The sequence below is a fragment of the Candidatus Sodalis pierantonius str. SOPE genome (assembly GCF_000517405.1).
In the GTDB taxonomy this organism is placed as follows: domain Bacteria; phylum Pseudomonadota; class Gammaproteobacteria; order Enterobacterales; family Enterobacteriaceae; genus Sodalis_C; species Sodalis_C pierantonii.
The window spans coordinates 2,258,280-2,276,141 of record NZ_CP006568.1 but is presented as its reverse complement, the minus strand read 5'-3'; the positions used below and the strand labels follow the sequence as shown (position 1 = coordinate 2,276,141).

Annotated in this window: 19 protein-coding genes and 5 pseudogenes; 11 read left to right on the top strand and 13 right to left on the bottom strand. The window is 54.7% G+C overall.

The features are described from left to right. Positions 1-279 precede the first annotated feature (279 nt). The gene (locus tag SOPEG_RS11600; protein ID WP_025245465.1) at positions 280-1,488 is read right to left on the bottom strand and encodes an IS256-like element ISSoEn2 family transposase; all 1,209 of its coding nucleotides are present in this window, start codon (positions 1,486-1,488) and stop codon (positions 280-282) included. Positions 1,489-1,528: 40 nt separating this feature from the next. Further along, positions 1,529-2,409 (bottom strand): annotated as a pseudogene (locus SOPEG_RS26315) (IS5 family transposase). A 194-nt stretch (positions 2,410-2,603) separates the two neighbouring features. Between SOPEG_RS26315 and SOPEG_RS11585 the strand changes: the two are divergent. The 9 genes and pseudogenes from SOPEG_RS11585 (at position 2,604) to SOPEG_RS11550 (ending at position 7,268) form a co-directional block, all read left to right on the top strand. Next, entirely contained in the window at positions 2,604-2,828 is a 225-nt protein-coding gene (locus SOPEG_RS11585; RefSeq protein WP_025245462.1) for a hypothetical protein, read from the top strand. A 46-nt stretch (positions 2,829-2,874) separates the two neighbouring features. Next, a complete protein-coding gene (locus SOPEG_RS11580) occupies positions 2,875-3,087 on the top strand; it encodes a hypothetical protein (RefSeq protein ID WP_025245461.1) in 213 nt (70 codons plus the stop codon). A gap of 303 nt (positions 3,088-3,390) precedes the next feature. Beyond that, positions 3,391-3,603, top strand: a complete 213-nt coding sequence (locus SOPEG_RS11575; RefSeq protein WP_025245460.1) for a hypothetical protein — start codon at positions 3,391-3,393, stop codon at positions 3,601-3,603. A gap of 81 nt (positions 3,604-3,684) precedes the next feature. Further along, on the top strand, positions 3,685-3,945 hold the full coding sequence (locus SOPEG_RS11570; RefSeq protein ID WP_025245459.1) for a hypothetical protein: 261 nt from the start codon (positions 3,685-3,687) through the stop codon (positions 3,943-3,945). Next, positions 3,942-4,511, top strand: a complete 570-nt coding sequence (locus SOPEG_RS11565) for a 3'-5' exonuclease (RefSeq protein WP_025245458.1) — start codon at positions 3,942-3,944, stop codon at positions 4,509-4,511. Before SOPEG_RS11570 ends, SOPEG_RS11565 begins: the two co-directional genes overlap by 4 nt. Positions 4,512-4,603: 92 nt before the next feature. Beyond that, a pseudogene (locus SOPEG_RS29530) lies at positions 4,604-4,648 on the top strand (hypothetical protein); the annotation flags it as partial. Between the two features lie 13 nt (positions 4,649-4,661). Beyond that, entirely contained in the window at positions 4,662-5,408 is a 747-nt protein-coding gene (locus tag SOPEG_RS11560) for a DNA adenine methylase (RefSeq protein WP_236851451.1), read from the top strand. Beyond that, on the top strand, positions 5,386-5,643 hold the full coding sequence (locus tag SOPEG_RS28275) for a hypothetical protein (RefSeq protein ID WP_158382386.1): 258 nt from the start codon (positions 5,386-5,388) through the stop codon (positions 5,641-5,643). Before SOPEG_RS11560 ends, SOPEG_RS28275 begins: the two co-directional genes overlap by 23 nt. A gap of 71 nt (positions 5,644-5,714) precedes the next feature. Next, complete coding sequence (locus SOPEG_RS11550; RefSeq protein WP_051419646.1) at positions 5,715-7,268, top strand: replication endonuclease; 1,554 nt, start codon at positions 5,715-5,717, stop codon at positions 7,266-7,268. Between the two features lie 45 nt (positions 7,269-7,313). Here SOPEG_RS11550 and SOPEG_RS27460 read toward each other — a convergent pair. The 3 genes and pseudogenes from SOPEG_RS27460 to SOPEG_RS11530 all read right to left on the bottom strand — a co-directional run. Beyond that, positions 7,314-8,066, bottom strand: a pseudogene (locus SOPEG_RS27460) (IS5 family transposase); the annotation flags it as partial. A 52-nt stretch (positions 8,067-8,118) separates the two neighbouring features. Then, positions 8,119-9,042: an IS5-like element ISSoEn1 family transposase gene (locus tag SOPEG_RS11535; protein ID WP_025243834.1), complete on the bottom strand. Its 924-nt coding sequence runs from the start codon at positions 9,040-9,042 to the stop codon at positions 8,119-8,121. Between the two features lie 76 nt (positions 9,043-9,118). Further along, positions 9,119-9,301 (bottom strand): annotated as a pseudogene (locus tag SOPEG_RS11530) (transposase); the annotation flags it as partial. 208 nt (positions 9,302-9,509) lie between these two features. On the opposite strand from SOPEG_RS11530, the gene SOPEG_RS22900 reads away from it, so the two are divergent. Then, positions 9,510-9,890 carry a hypothetical protein gene (locus SOPEG_RS22900; protein ID WP_148297062.1) on the top strand — a complete coding sequence of 127 codons (381 nt, stop codon included), beginning with the start codon at positions 9,510-9,512 and terminating at the stop codon, positions 9,888-9,890. 89 nt (positions 9,891-9,979) lie between these two features. Continuing rightward, positions 9,980-10,906 carry a Fic family protein gene (locus tag SOPEG_RS11525; protein WP_051419640.1) on the top strand — a complete coding sequence of 309 codons (927 nt, stop codon included), beginning with the start codon at positions 9,980-9,982 and terminating at the stop codon, positions 10,904-10,906. 32 nt (positions 10,907-10,938) lie between these two features. Here SOPEG_RS11525 and SOPEG_RS11520 read toward each other — a convergent pair whose 3' ends face one another. The 8 genes and pseudogenes from SOPEG_RS11520 to mltG all read right to left on the bottom strand — a co-directional run bounded on the left by SOPEG_RS11520 (position 10,939) and on the right by mltG (position 17,816). Next, positions 10,939-11,205: an ogr/Delta-like zinc finger family protein gene (locus SOPEG_RS11520; protein ID WP_025245452.1), complete on the bottom strand. Its 267-nt coding sequence runs from the start codon at positions 11,203-11,205 to the stop codon at positions 10,939-10,941. A 46-nt stretch (positions 11,206-11,251) separates the two neighbouring features. Beyond that, a pseudogene (locus SOPEG_RS11515) lies at positions 11,252-12,312 on the bottom strand (phage portal protein). Continuing rightward, the gene (locus SOPEG_RS28270) at positions 12,309-12,446 is read right to left on the bottom strand and encodes a hypothetical protein (RefSeq protein ID WP_158382384.1); all 138 of its coding nucleotides are present in this window, start codon (positions 12,444-12,446) and stop codon (positions 12,309-12,311) included. Before SOPEG_RS28270 ends, SOPEG_RS11515 begins: the two are co-directional and overlap by 4 nt. Before the next feature lie 143 nt (positions 12,447-12,589). Further along, positions 12,590-14,026 carry a PTS glucose transporter subunit IIBC gene (gene ptsG, locus SOPEG_RS11510; protein WP_025245451.1) on the bottom strand — a complete coding sequence of 479 codons (1,437 nt, stop codon included), beginning with the start codon at positions 14,024-14,026 and terminating at the stop codon, positions 12,590-12,592. A gap of 327 nt (positions 14,027-14,353) precedes the next feature. Further along, positions 14,354-15,151 (bottom strand): metal-dependent hydrolase, encoded by a 798-nt coding sequence (locus tag SOPEG_RS11500; RefSeq protein ID WP_025245449.1) that lies wholly within the window; start codon positions 15,149-15,151, stop codon positions 14,354-14,356. Positions 15,152-15,170: 19 nt separating this feature from the next. Further along, a complete protein-coding gene (gene holB / locus SOPEG_RS11495) occupies positions 15,171-16,166 on the bottom strand; it encodes a DNA polymerase III subunit delta' (RefSeq protein ID WP_025245448.1) in 996 nt (331 codons plus the stop codon). Then, positions 16,163-16,801: a dTMP kinase gene (gene tmk, locus SOPEG_RS11490; protein ID WP_025245447.1), complete on the bottom strand. Its 639-nt coding sequence runs from the start codon at positions 16,799-16,801 to the stop codon at positions 16,163-16,165. Before tmk ends, holB begins: the two co-directional genes overlap by 4 nt. After that, positions 16,791-17,816 (bottom strand): endolytic transglycosylase MltG, encoded by a 1,026-nt coding sequence (gene mltG / locus SOPEG_RS11485; protein WP_025245446.1) that lies wholly within the window; start codon positions 17,814-17,816, stop codon positions 16,791-16,793. The genes tmk and mltG overlap by 11 nt, the downstream gene beginning before the upstream one ends. Between the last annotated feature and the right edge of the window lie 46 nt (positions 17,817-17,862).

Sequence of the window (17,862 nt, the reverse complement as noted above, 5' to 3'; positions counted from 1 at the left end):
GGTACCGGCCGCCAGGCTGAACGCCTGGCTCCCCTCGCGATCTGGCGGGTAAATCCGTTATGTTATACTTTATTACGGTGCTAATTAATTGGCGTTGACTTGAGATGATTACCGAGAGGAGAATGAAATGGGTTTATTAAATTTCGTTAAAGACGCGGGTGAAAAGGTGTGGGACGCGGTCGCTGCAGATTTCGACGTATCCGATCAGCTGTTCCGGCGACATCCGATCAGTTATTCCGATTTTCGACCCTGTACACGATTCTGTGTAAATGCCTTTTCTCAGAAGTGACCGTCCAGGCGGTCACCGAACTCGATAATAAAGCGGCTCATTGCCATGCGCCAGTCCCTCAAAGGCATTGTCCATTTCTGTGAGGCTGCCTGTATCGCCAGCCACACCACCTTTTTCACTGCGTCGTCGGTCGGGAACACCTTGCGCTTTTTGATGGCATGCCGGATCACGCTGTTTAACGACTCGATGGCGTTGGTCGTGTAGATCACCTTGCGGATGTCCGTTGGGTAGGCAAAGAACGTGGCCAGATTGGCCCAGTTTGCCTGCCAGCTTCGACTTATTTGTGGGTAGCGGATGTCCCAGGCACTGGAGAACGCTTCCAGCGCCTGCAAGCCGGCTTCTTCCGTAGGGGCCTGATAGATAGCTTTCAGGTCGCGGGTGACGGCCTTGTAGTCCTTCCAGGAGACGAACCGCAGGCTGTTGCGCACCATATGCACGATACACAGCTGGAGCCGCGTCTCCGGATACACCGCGTTAATAACGTCAGGGAAACCTTTCAGCCCGTCTACGCAGGCGATAAGGATATCGTTCAGGCCGCGGTTTTTCAGCTCTGTCAGCACGTTCAGCCAGAACTTTGCGCCTTCATTTTCGGCCAGCCACATACCTAGCAACTCTTTCTGGCCTTCGATGTTGATGCCCAGCGCCAGGAACACAGATTTGTTGATGATGCGGCTGTCCTGCCGGACTTTTAGAACGATACAGTCAAGATAAACAATGGGATAGACTGCATCCAGAGGCCGGTTTTGCCATTCGACAACCTGCTCCATGACCGCATCGGTGACCTTTGAAACCAGCGCCGGCGAGACATCGGCGTCATACAGCTCTTTAAACGCGGCGGCGATCTCGCGGGTGGTCATCCCTTTGGCGTACAACGATAAAATCTGGTTATCCATCCCGGTAATCCGGGTCTGGTTCTTCTTCACCAGTTGCGGTTCAAAGGAACCGTCACGATCGCGCGGAGTACGCAGCGCCAGCGGGCCATCGCCAGTGGTAACGGTTTTTGTGGAATAGCCGTTGCGGGCGTTGGTCCCCGGTTTAGGCTGATTTTTATCGTAGCCGAGGTGATGGGTCATTTCGGCATTGGGAGCTGCTTCGACGCTAATTTTTTTCAGCAGCCGATCGAAGTGACTGAGATCTTCAGGGGTTTTGAGATTTTTGGCCAGTTCGTTAGCCAGAGCCTGCAACTGTTTTTCGTCCATAAATTAACCTGTTTTTGATGTTGGATTGAACATATCAAAATCAGGCAAATACACAAATTTCTAAACAGGCTCCACCTACCTGCGCGTCATAGTCATGCAGACTCAGATGACCACCCAGAAGTGTTTTAAACCGGAACATGGCCGTTTCAGCCAGTGAACGCCGGTGATAACCTACTTTCTTTTTCCAGGTATCGTTATTGCCGCTCAGATGCTGATTTGCCACCGCATGGTTACGCTCATGGTATCGAGCTGGCCAATATTGCGCACCACTTCGCGGTGGGATAAGCGGCTTTATTTTTTCCTTAGCAGAGCATCATGACAGTAACGCGTATCGTAAGCACTGTCAGTCGCCGCTTCCCTGATTTTCCGGTGGGTTTGGTTAATCAGCTCGGGCAGCGCCTGCGCATCTGTCCTACCGCTTAGCGATAAATCGGCACAGATAATTTCATGTGTCACGCTATCTACTGCCAGATGAAGCTTGCGCCATACTCTGCGCCTCTCAGCCCCATGCTGCCTGACTTTCCATTCGCCTTCGCCGAAGACTTTCAGGCCGGTGCCATCGATGACCAGGTGTCAGATTTCGCCGCGGGTTGGCGTTTTTATGCTGATGTCGACGGTTTTTGCTCGCCGGCTGACCAGAGAGTAATCTGGGCAGCGCAGCGACAGCCCCATCAGTTTAAAAATCGAGTCAACGAAACCCTGTAACGCTCGGAGCGAAAGGTTAAACACGCGCTTTATCATCAGAACCGTGGTAATGGCCATATCGGTGTAGTGAAGCGGCCGGCCACGATGTTCAGGTGGTGTACTCTCAGTCCATGCAGCAATGGCTGACTCATCAAGCCATACTGTCAGGTCCCCCCGCTGCCTGAGCGCATTGTTATATGCGGGCCAGTTGGTGATTTTAAACTTTTGCTTTGCCATGGGGACCTGATGTTGAAACGAATGTAGTGATCAGAGCCGCCAGTCACCTAAAAGTTCGATTTATTCAACAAAGCCAGTGATCGGGTGAAATCGGAATCAGTGATCGGATGTGACCGGAACCAGCACTCAGTGGATAAGTTGTCCATGGATTATTGCTCCTTTTAAACAAAGCGATATTTTGAGGTGATTTTATTATGAGTACTCTCGCAGAAAACAAAGATAAGTATGACAGCTATTTCGAGGAAATGCACCGTGCAACTAAATACCAGATTTACGGCATCTGGGATTCGATGCGAGCCAGAGAATACTGGAGAAAGCGACTCCCGGAAATGGATATCTCTGTACTGGCTGATGTTTTAACGAACTTATACAGTGCCACAGGACACGCATACAAGGAAAAGCACGGACTAAAAGAATAAGTACCACTGAATGACTTACATTGCTACTCTTTTTTTGAGGTAAGACATGATGATATTACAAGATTTATGGTGGATGGATTATTTAGTACCGGCCCTCCTGCTGCTTATTGCACTGCCGCTCTCCCTCTATGCGGTCATTATCGATATCAGGGAGAGCAGGCAGCACAAAGATGACCAGATCCGCGCCAAAGCCCGCCGAAAACATGCGGCAAGGCACTTCAAAAAAAAGCTTATCGCGGATAAAAGGAGTCTGTCGTGAATCATTTTTGTGCCGACTATATGAATGAATCATTACGACATTATTATGTTGGCTGCGCGAATAAACCGGAAAAGTGGCCGGTCTATTTTCGTGCCATGGCACATGAAATACGTGAACTTCATCAGCTCGCCTTTTTCATCGGGGAGGGATAGGGGAAGTGTAGAGGCATTAAAGCCCGCACTTAACTCCCTGACATTAGGCAATGTCCCCGAGCCGATATTGCCGAAGGAGGTACAGCGTCATGTTATGCCGTTCTGTTCAGGCGGCTGCTAAAAATAGTTGTCACCATTAAGGGTTTTTATTATGAATGCCGACGATATGACCCAAATTCTCTATCATGTATTGCCCGCCATGCAAAACGGTTTTTCTATTCTGGCGCAGGGTAATTACGCCTATTTTTATGTTGACCCACAAAAGCCTTACGTACAGGAATTTATTGCCGGAATAGAAAAGGATTTGAGGGAGCGCATAAAGTGGTTAATGGAAAATTATGTTAATCGCTTAGTACCTCAGTAAATTATTACCTGCCATTAAAGTGAAATAAAAACGGCGCATGACGCCAGGGCTTCGCACGGCCTGAATAAAGGAGAATTCACCATGACTGAAATAACCCACACCCGTCAGGGCGGCGCGCCAAATCGCATTCGCCTGACGCCCGGTTTAACCGATCCGGAGTTCATGAGCATTGGTCTGGCGGCCAGGAAAAGCGAACGCGGACACCTGCTTGGCATGCTCAGCGCCTTTCTGGAATCGCAACGCGCCCGCGCTGTACCCGCAGACAAAATACTGGACGCGCTGAATGACTGGATAGCGCTGCGTTTGTCAATGCATGATATCACCGAGGGGTCACCACGATGAATCATCTCATGATAGACATTGAAACCCTCGGCGTTCGTGCTAGTGCGCCACTGGCGGCGATTGGCGCCGTCTTTTTTGAACCGACTACCGGCCAGTTGGGCAAAGCGTTTTATGCCCGCGTTGACCCGCGCAGTGATGAGGCTGCCGGCGCCCGTGCGGAAGTCGATACGGCGTTGTGGTGGTTATGTCAGGACGCACAAGCGCGCGCCGAATTGATTATTGACCCTCGCCTTTCTGCGAGTGATGCCCTGAATGCGTTGCTGAATTACATCAACGCCAGCCAGATACCCGCTGGCCGCAAGCACCTGAACATCTGGTGCAAGGGTGGCAGCTTTGACGTGGTGATTTTAAGCGCGGCCTTTGAGCTCCATGGCCTGCCCATTCCCTGGCATTTCTGGCGAGTGCGAAATATGCGCACCCTGCTGTCGCTGGCGCAAGCAAACGACTATTGCCCGCCGCCGCGCCAGACCCCGGAGCACTACGCTCTTGATGATGCCCGCTATCAGGCGCAGGTGGTGGCGGAAATCTGGCAGCGTCATTCCGCCCCCTTTCTCGAACATTGCTGAGGACGCGCAGATGAAACCTATCCTGAAATGGGCGGGCGGCAAGTCTCGCCTGATGCCCCGCTTGCGCCCCTTCCTGCCAGGCGGCTGACTGCCTGGTCGAACCTTTTGTCGGCGGTACCTCGGTTTTCCTCGATACCGACTACCCTCGCTATGTACTGGCAGACATTAACCCCGACCTTATCAATTATCTACCAAGCGGTTGTGGATAGCCCGGAAGGTATCATACAGGCCGCGCTACCGCTATTCAAGCACGCCAACACCTCTGTTGACTATTTTCGTTACCGCACCGATTTCGCCCAATGGCGAGCGACCACGGGCCTTAAACGTGCCGCCGTGTTCCTTTACCTGAATCGCCATGGCTACAACGGCCTGTGCCGTTATAACCTGCGGGGCGAATTTAACGTACCGTATGGACGTTACAAGAAGCCCTATTTCCCCGCCGCGGAAATCTGCCTGTTCGCCGAAAAGGCGCGCGATACCCATACCCGGTTTGTCTGCCTGCTCTTTGAGGAAACATTGGCGTTCCATGTAAATGAACACTGCGCAGTTTATGCCGATCCGCCTTATTTACCACCTGAAGACAGAGACGGCTTCACCGGTTATTACATCGCGCCGTTTCGGGACGAAGAACATCAGGCGCTGGCCGATGCCCTGACGGAGACCCACCTGCGCTGGGACGTCCCTGTCGTGCTTTCGGGCAATAACACCCCCAAGACCCACGCCGCCTATCAAGGCTTTACGTTTCACTACACCCACACCCATTACAGCATCGCCGCCAAGGGGGCTAGTCGGGGTAAAGCCGGGGAAGTGATAGCCACGTTGCCGGTGCGGCAGTCTCGGCCGTCGACCTCCGAAGCGGATGGTTTCCTTACGGATGAGTGGCTGGAGTTTGTCTGATATGCCGCAGTCCAGCGTCGTCTACCCTTGGAACAACAAGCTCCTGCTGCCGATTGAGCGGGGTATTCCGACCCATGAGGAAATGCGTCTTGCCGAGCTTCGCCGCAAGGAGTTTCTCCAGGCGAGAAGGCGGGTTGACGACCAGCTGGAAACGGTCAGTTCAAGTATTTACTGGCGCTTCGACCAGCGCGAAAAGCAAAAGGGCTTTGACAGCGCCCGCCGCTGGTTAAACTGAGTCCGTGGTTAAGGTGATGTTACCGCGCATTGCGCGAGTGAACCCCGGTTATTGCTTGAATGAAATAGCAGATGACGATTTCTGTGCACTGTTTGGCGACCGCGCAACCCAATCCCCCCCAGCATAATGGCGTGGTGGCCTTTTTGCGCCTGCGCACCCAGCATCAGCGCCTGCCCGACCTGGACAGTCAGGCGCTTAAGTCCTTGACGAACGCCGCCGCCCATGTTGCCGCCACGGAAGTGGCCCGCCTGACCCACGCGCTGGGCGATAAAACCGAATGGCGCATCGTCTATGACCACTATCACCATCTCGCTCGGATCACCCGCCTGCTGGGCGTACAGCCGTCGCTCTGGAACAAGCTGGAAAAATGTTTTGTTCCCTTTGATGCCCAACCGGCCAACAGGCGAATGTGTGATGCGCGGTGGTGGCTGAACAACCTGCGCCGTACCGCCAACCGCTGGCGTGAACATCTGGCTATCGCCATGGGGTATGTCCACAAGCAGGCCTCCCCGAACGTCAGCACAACCGCCTTGCGTGACTGGCACGAACAGCGTCGCCGCACCAACGAGTGGCGCAAATGCATGGAGCTGGAAGACGAAGAGGGTAACCGTATCAGCCTGATGGATGGCTATGCCGCCAGCCAGGCCAATCCCGCCATCCGACGGACTGAACTGATGGTGCGTATAAGGGGTTATGAAGATATCGCCAATGAACAGGGCTATATTGGCGCATTTGTCACTGTTACCGCCCCCTCAAGCCATCACGCCACGCTAAAAAATGGGCGCGTTAACCGTAAATGGAACGGGGCCAGCCCGGCAGACACCCAGCGCTACCTTAATAGCGTCTGGGCCTGCGCCCGCGCCAAAAGCCATCGCCAGAAGCTGCGCTTTTTTGGTATGCGCGTCGCCGAGCCACACCATGACGGTACGCCGCACAGCCATTTACTGGTATTTGCCCGCCCGGAAGACATGCCCCGCATCCTGGAAATCCTACGCGACTATGCCATAGCGGCAGACTGTGAGGAATTACGCAGCGCCGTCGCGGCAAGCGCCCGGTTTGATGCCAAAGCCATTGACCCGGAAAAAGGCAGCGCCACCGGGTACGTTGCCAAATACATCTCGAAAAACATCGACGGCTATGCCCTGGACGGTGAAACCGACGACGAAAGCGGCAGACCGCTAAAGGAAAGCGCACAGCGCGCCACCGCCTGGGCTTCACGCTGGGGCATTCGTCAATTTCAGTTTATTGGCTGCACTCCCGTCACCGTCTGGCGGGAGCTGCGCCGCCTGAATGACAGCGAAACCGCGCACGGCCTGAGCGTGGAATTTGCTGCCTGCCACGATGCGGCCAACGCCCCCGACTGGGCGGGGTACGTCAATGCCCAGGGCGGGCCATTGGTCAAGCGTGATGATCTGGCGGTGCGCACCTGGTACCAGCCCGCTGAGGTACTCAATCAGTACGGCGAGGAAATGCTCAGTATTCGCGGCCTGTTCGATACGGTCGTTGGCGGGGACTCACCGATCCTGACCCGGCTGAAGCAGTGGAAGATTGTGCCGAAGTTGGCCGTTGACGTGAGCAACGCGGACGCGTTGCCTCGGAGTTCTGTCTTTAACTCGCTTTGTTGAATAAATCCGAAATTTGTGACGACTTCCTCCCTATCAGGGCGATTGTTACATGATGCGGACGCTGTTTGGCATTCCTAACAGTGTGATCCGGTTAAGTACTTTAACCATTGCCATTGCCTCACCTACCTGCGCGTCATAGTCATGCAGACTCAGATGACCACCCAGAAGTGTTTTAAACCGGAACATGGCCGTTTCAGCCAGTGAACGCCGGTGATAACCTACTTTCTTTTTCCAGGTATCGTTATTGCCGCTCAGATGCTGATTTGCCACCGCATGGTTACGCTCATGGTATCGAGCTGGCCAATATTGCGCACCACTTCGCGGTGGGATAAGCGGCTTTATTTTTTTCCTCAGCAGAGCATCATGACAGTAACGCGTATCGTAAGCACTGTCAGCCGACGCTTCCCTGATTTTCCGGTGGGTTTGGTTAATCAGCCCGGGCAGCGCTTGCGCATCTGTCGTACCGCTTAGCGATAAATCGGCACAGATAATTTCATGTGTCACGCTATCTACTGCCAGATGAAGCTTGCGCCATACTCTGCGCCTCTCAGCCCCATGCTGCCTGACTTTTCATTCGCCTTCGCCGAAGACTTTCAGGCCGGTGCCATCGATGACCAGGTGTGAGATTTCGCCGCGGGTTGGCGTTTTTATGCTGATGTCGACGGTTTTTGCTCGCCGGCTGACCAGAGAGTAATCTGGGCAGCGCAGCGACAGCCCCATCAGTTTAAAAATCGAGTCAACGAAACCCTGTAACGCCCGGAGCGAAAGGTTAAACACGCGCTTTATCATCAGAACGCTTTGTTGAATAAATCCGAAATTTGTGACGACTTCCTCCCTATCAGGGCGATTGTTACATGATGCGGACGCTGTTTGGCATTCCTAACAACGTGATCCGGTTAAGCGCTTTGACCATTGCCATAGCCTCACCTACCTGCGCGTCATAGTCATGCAGACTCAGATGACCACCCAGAAGTATTTTAAACCGGAACATGGCCGTTTCAGCCAGTGAACGCCGGTGATAACCTACTTTCTTTTTCCAGGTATCGTTATTGCCGCTCAGATGCTGATTTGCCACCGCATGGTTACGCTCATGGTATCGAGCTGGCCAATATTGCGCACCACTTCGCGGTGGGATAAGCGGCTTTATTTTTTTCCTCAGCAGAGCATCATGACAGTAACGCGTATCGTAAGCACTGTCAGCCGACGCTTCCCTGATTTTCCGGTGGGTTTGGTTAATCAGCCCGGGCAGCGCCTGCGCATCTGTCGTACCGCTTAGCGATAAATCGGCACAGATAATTTCATGTGTCGCGCTATCTACTGCCAGATGAAGCTTGCGCCATACTCTGCGCCTCTCAGCCCCATGCTGCCTGACTTTCCATTCGCCTTCGCCGAAGATTTTCAGGCCGGTGCCATCGATGACCAGGTGTGAGATTTCGCCGCGGGTTGGCGTTTTTATGCTGATGTCGACGGTTTTTGCTCGCCGGCTGACCAGAGAGTAATCTGGGCAGCGCAGCGACAGCCCCATCAGTTTAAAAATCGAGTCAACGAAACCCTGTAACGCCCGGAGCGAAAGGTTAAACACGCGCTTTATCATCAGAACCGTGGTAATGGCCATATCGGTGTAGTGAAGCGGCCGGCCACGATGTTCAGGTGGTGTACTCTCAGTCCATGCAGCAATGGCTGACTCATCAAGCCATACTGTCAGGTCCCCCCGCTGCCTGAGCGCATTGTTATATGCGGGCCAGTTGGTGATTTTAAACTTTTGCTTTGCCATGGGGACCTGATGTTGAAACGAATGTAGTGATCAGAGCCGCCAGTCACCTAAAAGTTCGATTTATTCAACAAAGCCTCATCAGAACCGTGGTAATGGCCATATCGGTGTAGTGAAGCGGCCGGCCACGATGTTCAGGTGGTGTACTCTCAGTCCATGCAGCAATGGCTGACTCATCAAGCCATACTGTCAGGTCCCCCCGCTGCCTGAGCGCATTGTTATATGCGGGCCAGTTGGTGATTTTAAACTTTTGCTTTGCCATGGAGACCTGATGTTGAAACGAATGTAGTGATCAGAGCCGCCAGTCACCTAAAAGTTCGATTTATTCAACAAAGCCTCTTTAACTGTACGGCCAGGTGTGCCGGAGGAAGAATGTTATTACGTGGCGGGGGAAAAGAATGCCATAAATGGACATAAGCGGTGTTATATTGCTAACATATTTCCAGATATATGAGAGAGAAGAGGGAGATATGAAAAAAGCCCCACACAGCACCACGCTGATAAAAGCAATCCTTCCCTGCCAGCGCATATTGAGGTGCAGTTTCGATGATGTCATGAGCGACTATCTCTCGCCTGTGGATGATAAGGGGCGTTATGTGCACTGGGATGATATTTGTAACAAAACAGATAATGAAGAAAAAAGGCGGGCTATCTGGTCACTCATTAACTTAGCCCGAGAGCATGCCAGACGCCCTATTCAAGGGTTATCTGCCGCCTTGGGTACGGGGTCGGGCACGGTTCCGCTGTTGATGCTACTTCCGGGTATGCAAAAAACCTGCTCGCTCATTGATCGGCGTTGTACTCGCGCCGCCCTAACTGAATTAACGCGGGAAGTCAGTGCATCGATGTAATTTTTACACATGTTTGCCCATGATAAAGGTATTGCATCAAGCCAGCTTGAAGGCGCTTCGACAACCCGGACCGGACAGTAGCGAAACAAATGCTTGAGGAAAAGCGCGAACCACGCAGTGAAGGCGAACAGATGATATTGGGCAATCATCGTTTGATGCAACTGACATGGGAGAGTCACCATGAAGACATGACGTTGCCATTATTATTGCAGTTTCATGCAACCGCATGCAAAGGGATTGACGACGATAAATACAGTCCTGGCACTCTCAGAGACGATGATTCTGTTTATGTCGCGGGACGTGATGACGAGATCATCCATGTTCCTCCTTCAGCTGCTTTGTTACCGGAATTATTGAGGAGTTTTGTGAATTGGATCAATATCCAACATGAGGAAAACGTAAAACCGAGTCATTATATTCACCCTGTAATAAAAGCATGCATTATGCATTTTTCATTAGGGTACATTCATCCTTTTTTTGATGGAAATGGACGTGTGGCCAGAGCACTATGTTACTGGCAGCTTTTTCGGCACGGTTATGAATTGCTTAAATATGTTTCCATATCAAAATTATTAAAGGTTGCACCGATACAGTACGGTGAGGCTTACTTGAAAACTGAAACCGATCATCTGGATGTCACTTATTTTGTTGATTATCAATGCAGAATATTTGAACGCGCGGTAAATGAAACGCTGGAGCATGTAAGAGAATCATCATTAAAGTTGAGAGAATTTAATAGCTGGCTTTTTAATCATGGCTTCCTTTCGCGTCTATCTGATATTCAAATAATGATTTTTAATGAAATTATTATTGATCCTGAGTCGCGTTTTTTGGTGTCTGATTTTTCTAAGAAAGCCGGGATCTCTGAAAGTGCGGCCAGGCAAAACCTTGAAAAATTATTTGAGGCTGGCCTCTTGCTGAAGTCAGGTGGTGGTGGAAGCAAGCCGGTCGTTTATACGCCGAAAAAATCTCTTGACAAAATCAAGCAAGCATTAATCGAGATGAATAAAAAATAATGGAGCGTCGTTTTGGGCATGCCATTCTCAGTTCAAGCGGTGGGTTGTTGAAGAAATTCCATCACCATTTGTCTCTGTTGCGGATTCATGCCGTCAACCACGGCTTTAAACAGCTTGTCGGCAGTTTTGGCACTGGGACTCAGTGTGTGGGAAAAGGTGATATTGAGCACAAAGGTATGCCCGCACTCCATGTCATTACAGGCACAATACAGCGTATCCAGTTCGGGATGATGATGAACGATTTTTTTTATGATGGCCGGTGCGCCACAGACCTTGCAGCGGGGTTTCATGACGCGCATGTTCATCTCACCAAAAACTGTAAAAGACACTGAATTATACCATTTTTTATGCCGTTTCCGTATCGGTTTTTGCCGCCTCTTCACCAAACATCAGGTGCAAATGCGCGGGGATCTCAGGGTCATGATTGACGGCATCCCGTAGTATGCGCTGAAGCGGGATCACCTCGTCCTGCCGGTAGGTTTCCCGCGCCTTGACCGGGTCGCCGAGGCCCGCGGCATTGCTGGGAATAATCCCCGCCAGCCCGGCCGGGTAGCGGTGTGCGGTTAACACATCCTGAGCGCTGATATTCTTGATATTGCTGAACTCATCCTTGGCGCTGATATCGCCGATAGGAATAAATTTGATGCCCTCGGGATCGCCCTTCGGAATACTGACAAACAGCGTTTTAAAATTTCCGACCCCTTTTCCCTGCTCAACGCATTCCATGATTTGCTCTTCCATTTCAGGACTGAGGTTCGGATCATTGGTGTAAATGATGCCGCCCGTATGCGCGCCGTTATGGTAGTAGAGACGCCGAAAAATAGTGGCCTCGCTGTTAAGTAGCGCCGAGTGGATCCCGCCGATATAGTCCGGCAGACCGTAAATCTGCTGCTGCGGATCGTACTGTTGCAGAAAAATGACGTCTTCTGGCGGGTGTAAACTAGCGGCTCGCCCTGTTGCAATATCAGGAATTCGCCGCTTTTGCGCAGACGCAGATAGAGCTAGGGCAGCGGAGCCAGGGCGATCACTTCGCCCCAGCCGTTGCGCACTTTCAGGATGGCCAGATCGCCAAAGGTCAGGTAATCAAACATGCCGGCCTTCAGCTGCTCGTGGCTCAGGCCGCCGCACCGATAATCGGCGGCCACCATATTGCGCCGGGCATAGAGCACCCCTCCGTGCTGGCCGTTGAGGTTTACCAGCTGCGCCAGCGCCAGCCGGTCAATGGGCAGTGAATAGTGATCGACCGCGTTGTCGTACCAGATATCGCGGTAATCAGTACCTGTGGTCAGTACCGGTTCAGGATTGCCCAGGGTGCCGGTCTTGATCATGCTCATGTTCCGCTGACGGCTGACGGCGACCTTGCCACTGTTGCGCGCCGCCTGACGGCGGGATTGACGTTTTTTCATGAGTGTTGACTCATTTTCCAGATGGATCGGCGGGAATTTTCGTAGTTCAGCGGTTCATTATCCGCCGCGTGTGAAAGGGCAAAAAACACATCCGCATGGCCGGTTTCCTGGCTGTGGTCGGCAATAAAGGTCATGCCTCCCTGCGTCGCATAAAATCTGCCGCCGCGCTAACGCGGTGACCCACTGCGCTTCACCGCGGACAGAGTGACACGTCACCGCCTGCATGCCCCGCGTAAGCACACCGCGCGCCATGCCCGCCCCACCAGCCAGGGGGCGGTCATACCGTTTGACGCAGGTAGTCATCCATTTCGGTTTTCAAATTATCGGATTGGGTACCGAAAATCGCCTGTACGCCGGCACCCACCACTACCACACCGCGGGCACCCAGCTGCTTCAGTCTGGTCTGATCGACTTTCGCCACATCCGCCACGCTGATGCGCAGCCGGGTGATACAGGCGTCAAGACTGGTGATGTTGGTTTTGCCGCCAAACGCCGCCACCAGCGCCGCGGCCCGTTCACTGCCGCCCGTTGACAGCGCCTCGACGGCCGCGACATCGCGCCCCGGCGTATTTAAATTCAGCTTGACGATCAGCAGACGGAACAGGCTGTAATACACCAGACCATAGGCGATGCCCACCAGGGGGAACAGCCAGATGCGACTGCTGTTGCCGCTTAGCACCACAAAATCAATCAGCCCATGAGAGAAACTGGTGCCGTCACGCATGCCGAGCAGAATACACAGCGGAAACGCCAGCCCCGCCAATATGGCATGAATGACATACAGCAGCGGCGCCACGAACATAAAGGAAAATTCGATAGGCTCGGTGATACCGGTCAAAAAGGCGGTCAGCGCGGCGGAAATCATCATACCGCCGACCCGGGCGCGGTTTTCCGGCCGGGCGGCGTGCCAAATGGCGATAGCGGCGGCGGGCAGACCGTACATTTTAAACAGGAAACCACCCGATAGCTTGCCCGCGGTAGGATCCCCCGCCATATAGCGTGGAATATCGCCATGAAAGACTTGACCGGCGGCGTTGGAGAATTCCCCCACCAGCATCTGGAAGGGTACATTCCAGATGTGGTGCAGGCCAAACGGTACCAACGCCCGCTCCACCACCCCGTAAATACCGAATGCCACCATCGGATTCTGATAGGCGGCCCAGTGTGAGAACTCCTGGATAGCGGCGCCAATCGGCGGCCAAATAAACGACAGCACCACGCCGAACACAATCGCCAGCAGGCCGGAGATAATCGGTACGAAGCGCTTACCGGCGAAGAAACCTAAATATTCCGGCAGCGTGATACGGTAGAAGCGGTTAAACATCGACGCGGCGATGGCGCCGGCGATAGTGCCACCCAGAACCCCCGTATCCGCCAGATGTTTGGCGACAACGTCGCCGGCAGAGAGATGCAAAATGAGCGGCGCGACCACGGCGATAGTTTTGACCATAATCCCGTACGCCACCACCGCCGCCAACGCCGCCACGCCGTCGTTATGAGTAAACCCCAGCGCCACGCCGACCGCGAATATCAGCGGCATATTGGCAAAAACCGAGCCCCCCGCCTCCGCCATGACGTCGGAGACCACCGCCGGCAGCCAGCTGAACGCCGCGGAACCCACCCCCAGCAAAATACCGGCAACGGGCAAGACGGAAACCGGCAGCATCAGCGACTTGCCGATTTTCTGCAGGTGGGCGAATATATTTTGTAACATGGTGTTTTTACCCCTGACTCAAAAATACTGCTGCATCAAAGTCCACGCCAGGTCAGACCGGCGGCGGTTTCTGTTAATTGGCGTCGCCGCCTTGCATAAAAAAGGGCGCGGGCTTTATCGGCGTTGTCATCTTGAAGAAGAGCGCGCGCCGCCCGCGTCAGCGTTTCCCGCCTGGCTTAGGAAAAACGGTCACAACACAGCGGGCATGGAAACAGCGGCGGGCAGCCGTACATCATCTGCCTGGCCCGCGCGCCCGCAATCGCGTAACGTAAGAGTAACACTATTTGAAGTTTATTTCGAGTATAATAATGATGATATTGACTTACATCAGTTGGCGTCGAGGTAGCGCTGCATCTCCACGTGAAACAGGCGGCTGAAATTATCGGTGGTGGCGGCAGCCAATTGCGTCAGAGAGACGCCCTTCAGCGCCGCCATAAACTCCGCCACATCGCGCACATAAGCCGGCTGGTTTTCCTTGCCGCGATAAGGTACCGGGGCCAGGTAGGGGGAATCCGTCTCCACCAGAAGGAGGTCGAGAGGAACATAGCGCGCCGCCTCGCGCAGCGCTTCTGCATTGCGGAAAGTGACAATACCGGAGAAAGAGATGTAGAAACCCATATCCAGTAACGCCTTGGCGGTCGCCTGATCTTCGGTAAAGCAGTGAAGCACGCCGCCGCAATCACTGGCCTGCTCCTCGCGCAAGATGGCCAGGGTGTCTTCACGGGCGCTGCGCGTATGTACGATGACCGGTTTATTCAGCGCGCGTCCCACGCGAATATGTTCGCGGAACACCGCCTGCTGCTGCGCCTTGTTATCCTGCTGGTAATAGTAATCCAGACCAGTTTCGCCGAGCGCCACCACGCCCTCACCCGCCGCCAGACGCCGCAGCTCGGCGAAATCGTAAGGTTCATCAAGATTCAGGGGATGGATACCGCAGGAAAACAGCACATCATCGCGACGGCCGATCATAGCCGTCATGGCGTGAAAGCCCGGCAATGTGGTACAGACCGCCAGCATCAGTTTCACGTCGCGCGCGCGCGCCTTGGCCGCGACATCCGCCACATCCCGATGCAGCGCTTGGTAATCCAGGCCATCAAGATGGCAATGGGAATCCACTAAAAACATAGTTCAACCTTATCCTAGATCACTGGGAAGCATAGGTATGGGCAACGCCCTGCTTCCAATTAAGCAAATGGTGGGTCAGCAATAATTCGCGATTAACGCCGCTTATCTCCTGGCACTGGCGCAAACATAGCAACCACTGTTGCCACTGCGCGTGCAGTACGCCGGCCGGCCAGCGCGCCGCCAGCGCGGTAACCAGCGACGTCCTGTCGGCGTTGACCAGAAATTCCTGCGCGCCCTGCTGCCACTTCAACGCATCGGTCAGCAGGCTAAGCAGCCAATGCAGCGGATCGTCGTCTTTATCCCGATACAGCGCCGGCAACAGCGCCAGAAAATCGCCGTTGGTCAGCGCATCCTGCAACGCCTCGCACAGCGCCAGCCGCGCCTGCCAGCGCGCCGGCTGAAGTAACGCTTCCGCCGCCAGCGGCGCGTTAGCGCACAGGCGCAGCGCGGTGCAAGCGGACAGTGAGTCGTCAAAACCCGCCTGTCGTAACCAGCGCAGGCCCAGCGCCTCATTCGGGGCCGGCAGTGGCCAATAGAGGCATCGGCTTCTCAGCGTGGGCAACAGACGCGCCGGCGTTTCACAGACCAGCAGAAAATAGGTGTCCTCCGGCGGCTCTTCCAGGGTTTTCAACAATGCGTTGGCCGCCTGCTCGGTGAGTTGCTCGGCGTGGGGCAGCCAGACCACTTTCACACCCCCCTGGCGGGCGCGGCCATAGACGCTATCGATAATGGCGCGGATACTGTCCACCCCCAGAGTCTGTCGCCCCTTTTCCGGCTCCGGTTGATAAAAGTCGGGATGATTGCCGGCCATCATCAGCCGGCAGCTGTGACAGACCCCGCAGCTTTTGCTACCGTCCGGCTGCCGGCACATGAGCCAGCGGCTGAGGGCGTAGCACAGCGACGCCTCGCCGTTGCCGGGCTGGCTATGCAGCAGCAGGGCGTGATGCCCGCGCCCCTGCTGATAACGAGACAGGATTTGTCGGTAGGGGGCGTTGAGCCAGGGATACCATTTCATGGCGACGGCACCTGCGCGCGTAGCCATTGCGTCAGGCGGGCGTGGATCGCGGCGCTCACCGCGGCGAGCGGCTGGCTGGCGTCAATGGTCACGATACGCGCGTCCGCCGCCAGCGCCTGATAACGGGCGCGGGTGCGCTCGAAAAACGCCAGCGACTCCACTTCGATCCGATCCAGCTCGCCGCGGGCGCGGGCGCGGGCCAGACCCAGCGCCGGCGGAATGTCCAGATACAGCGTCAGGTCGGGGCGGAACTCGCCCAGTACCGCATCGCGCAGCGTTTGCAACAGGCGCGTATCCATGCCGCGTCCGCCGCCCTGATAGGCCTGGGACGAGAGATCGTGGCGGTCGCCCACCACCCAGGCGCCCCGGGCCAGCGCCGGCTTGATAACCCCTTCCACCAGCTGTACCCGCGCGGCATAAAGCATCAGCAATTCCGCACGGTCGGTGACGGGCTCATCGCCCACGCCGTCTTTAATCAGCGTGCGCAGCGCCTCCGCCAGCGGCGTACCGCCCGGTTCGCGGGTAAATACCACATCGCGAATCCCCTGCTGACGCAGAACGTCGACCACCTCGGCAATCGCGCTGGTTTTGCCGGCGCCTTCCAGCCCCTCGATCACGATGAATTTACTGTTCATGATTTTCCTTTGCGTTCTGCCGCTGGCGATAGTGCTGTACCGCCTGGTTATGGCTCGCCAAATTGGTGGTAAACACATGACCACCGCTCCCGTCGGCGACGAAATAGAGGTAGACGCTTTTCACTGGGTGCGCAGCCGCCTCCAGTGAAGCCTGGCCGGGCATCGCAATCGGCGTCGGCGGCAGCCCGGTAATGATATAGGTATTATACGGCGTCGGCATCGTTAAATTCTGCCGCGTAATACTGCCGCGATAATTTTCGCCCATACCGTAGATAACCGTCGGGTCGGTTTGCAGTTTCATGCCGATACGCAGCCGGTTAATAAACACCGACGCAACGCGCGCGCGCTCCTCTTTCACCCCGGTCTCTTTCTCAACGATGGATGCCATGGTCAACAGCGCCTGCTGCGTCTTGTACGGCAGGCCCTCGGCCCGTCCCTGCCAGATCTGCGCCAGGGTAGTATTCATGCGCTGGCGCGCGCGCTTGAGAATCGCGCTTTCGGGAGTATTGGCGGTATAAAGATAGGTGTCGGGATAAAACTGCCCCTCCAGCACGCTATCCGCCGCCTCACCGAGTTTCGCGCCCAGCGTCTGCGCGGTGGCGCCCTGCAGATCGTGTTTCATATACGGCGCCCGTCCGAGAATGCCCAGCCACTCTTTCAGCGTTGATCCTTCAATAAAACGGATGGAAAACTGCGCCTCTTTGCCGCTGACCAGCAGTTGCAGCAGATCGCGCACCGTCATTCCCGGCTTCAGCCGATAGGTGCCGGCCTTGACCGGCGCCAACGATGGCTCCAGCTCCATCAGCCACGGCAGCCAGCCGAGATGTCGCGCCAAATGCTGTCGACGCAGCAACTGTTGCAGACCGTCGCGACCGGTTCCGGCCGGCAAGGTAAAAATTGTTTCCTGCTTGAGGATCAATGGCTCAGCGGCAAAATGTTTGATCCGCAACAGGCAGCCGACGGCCAGCGCTACCAGCACCAGCGGCAGGATGATGAGAAGCCTTTTCTTTTTCATCGATAAGTTCACGTTCCCTTCCAAACCAACAGGCCGGTCGCACACC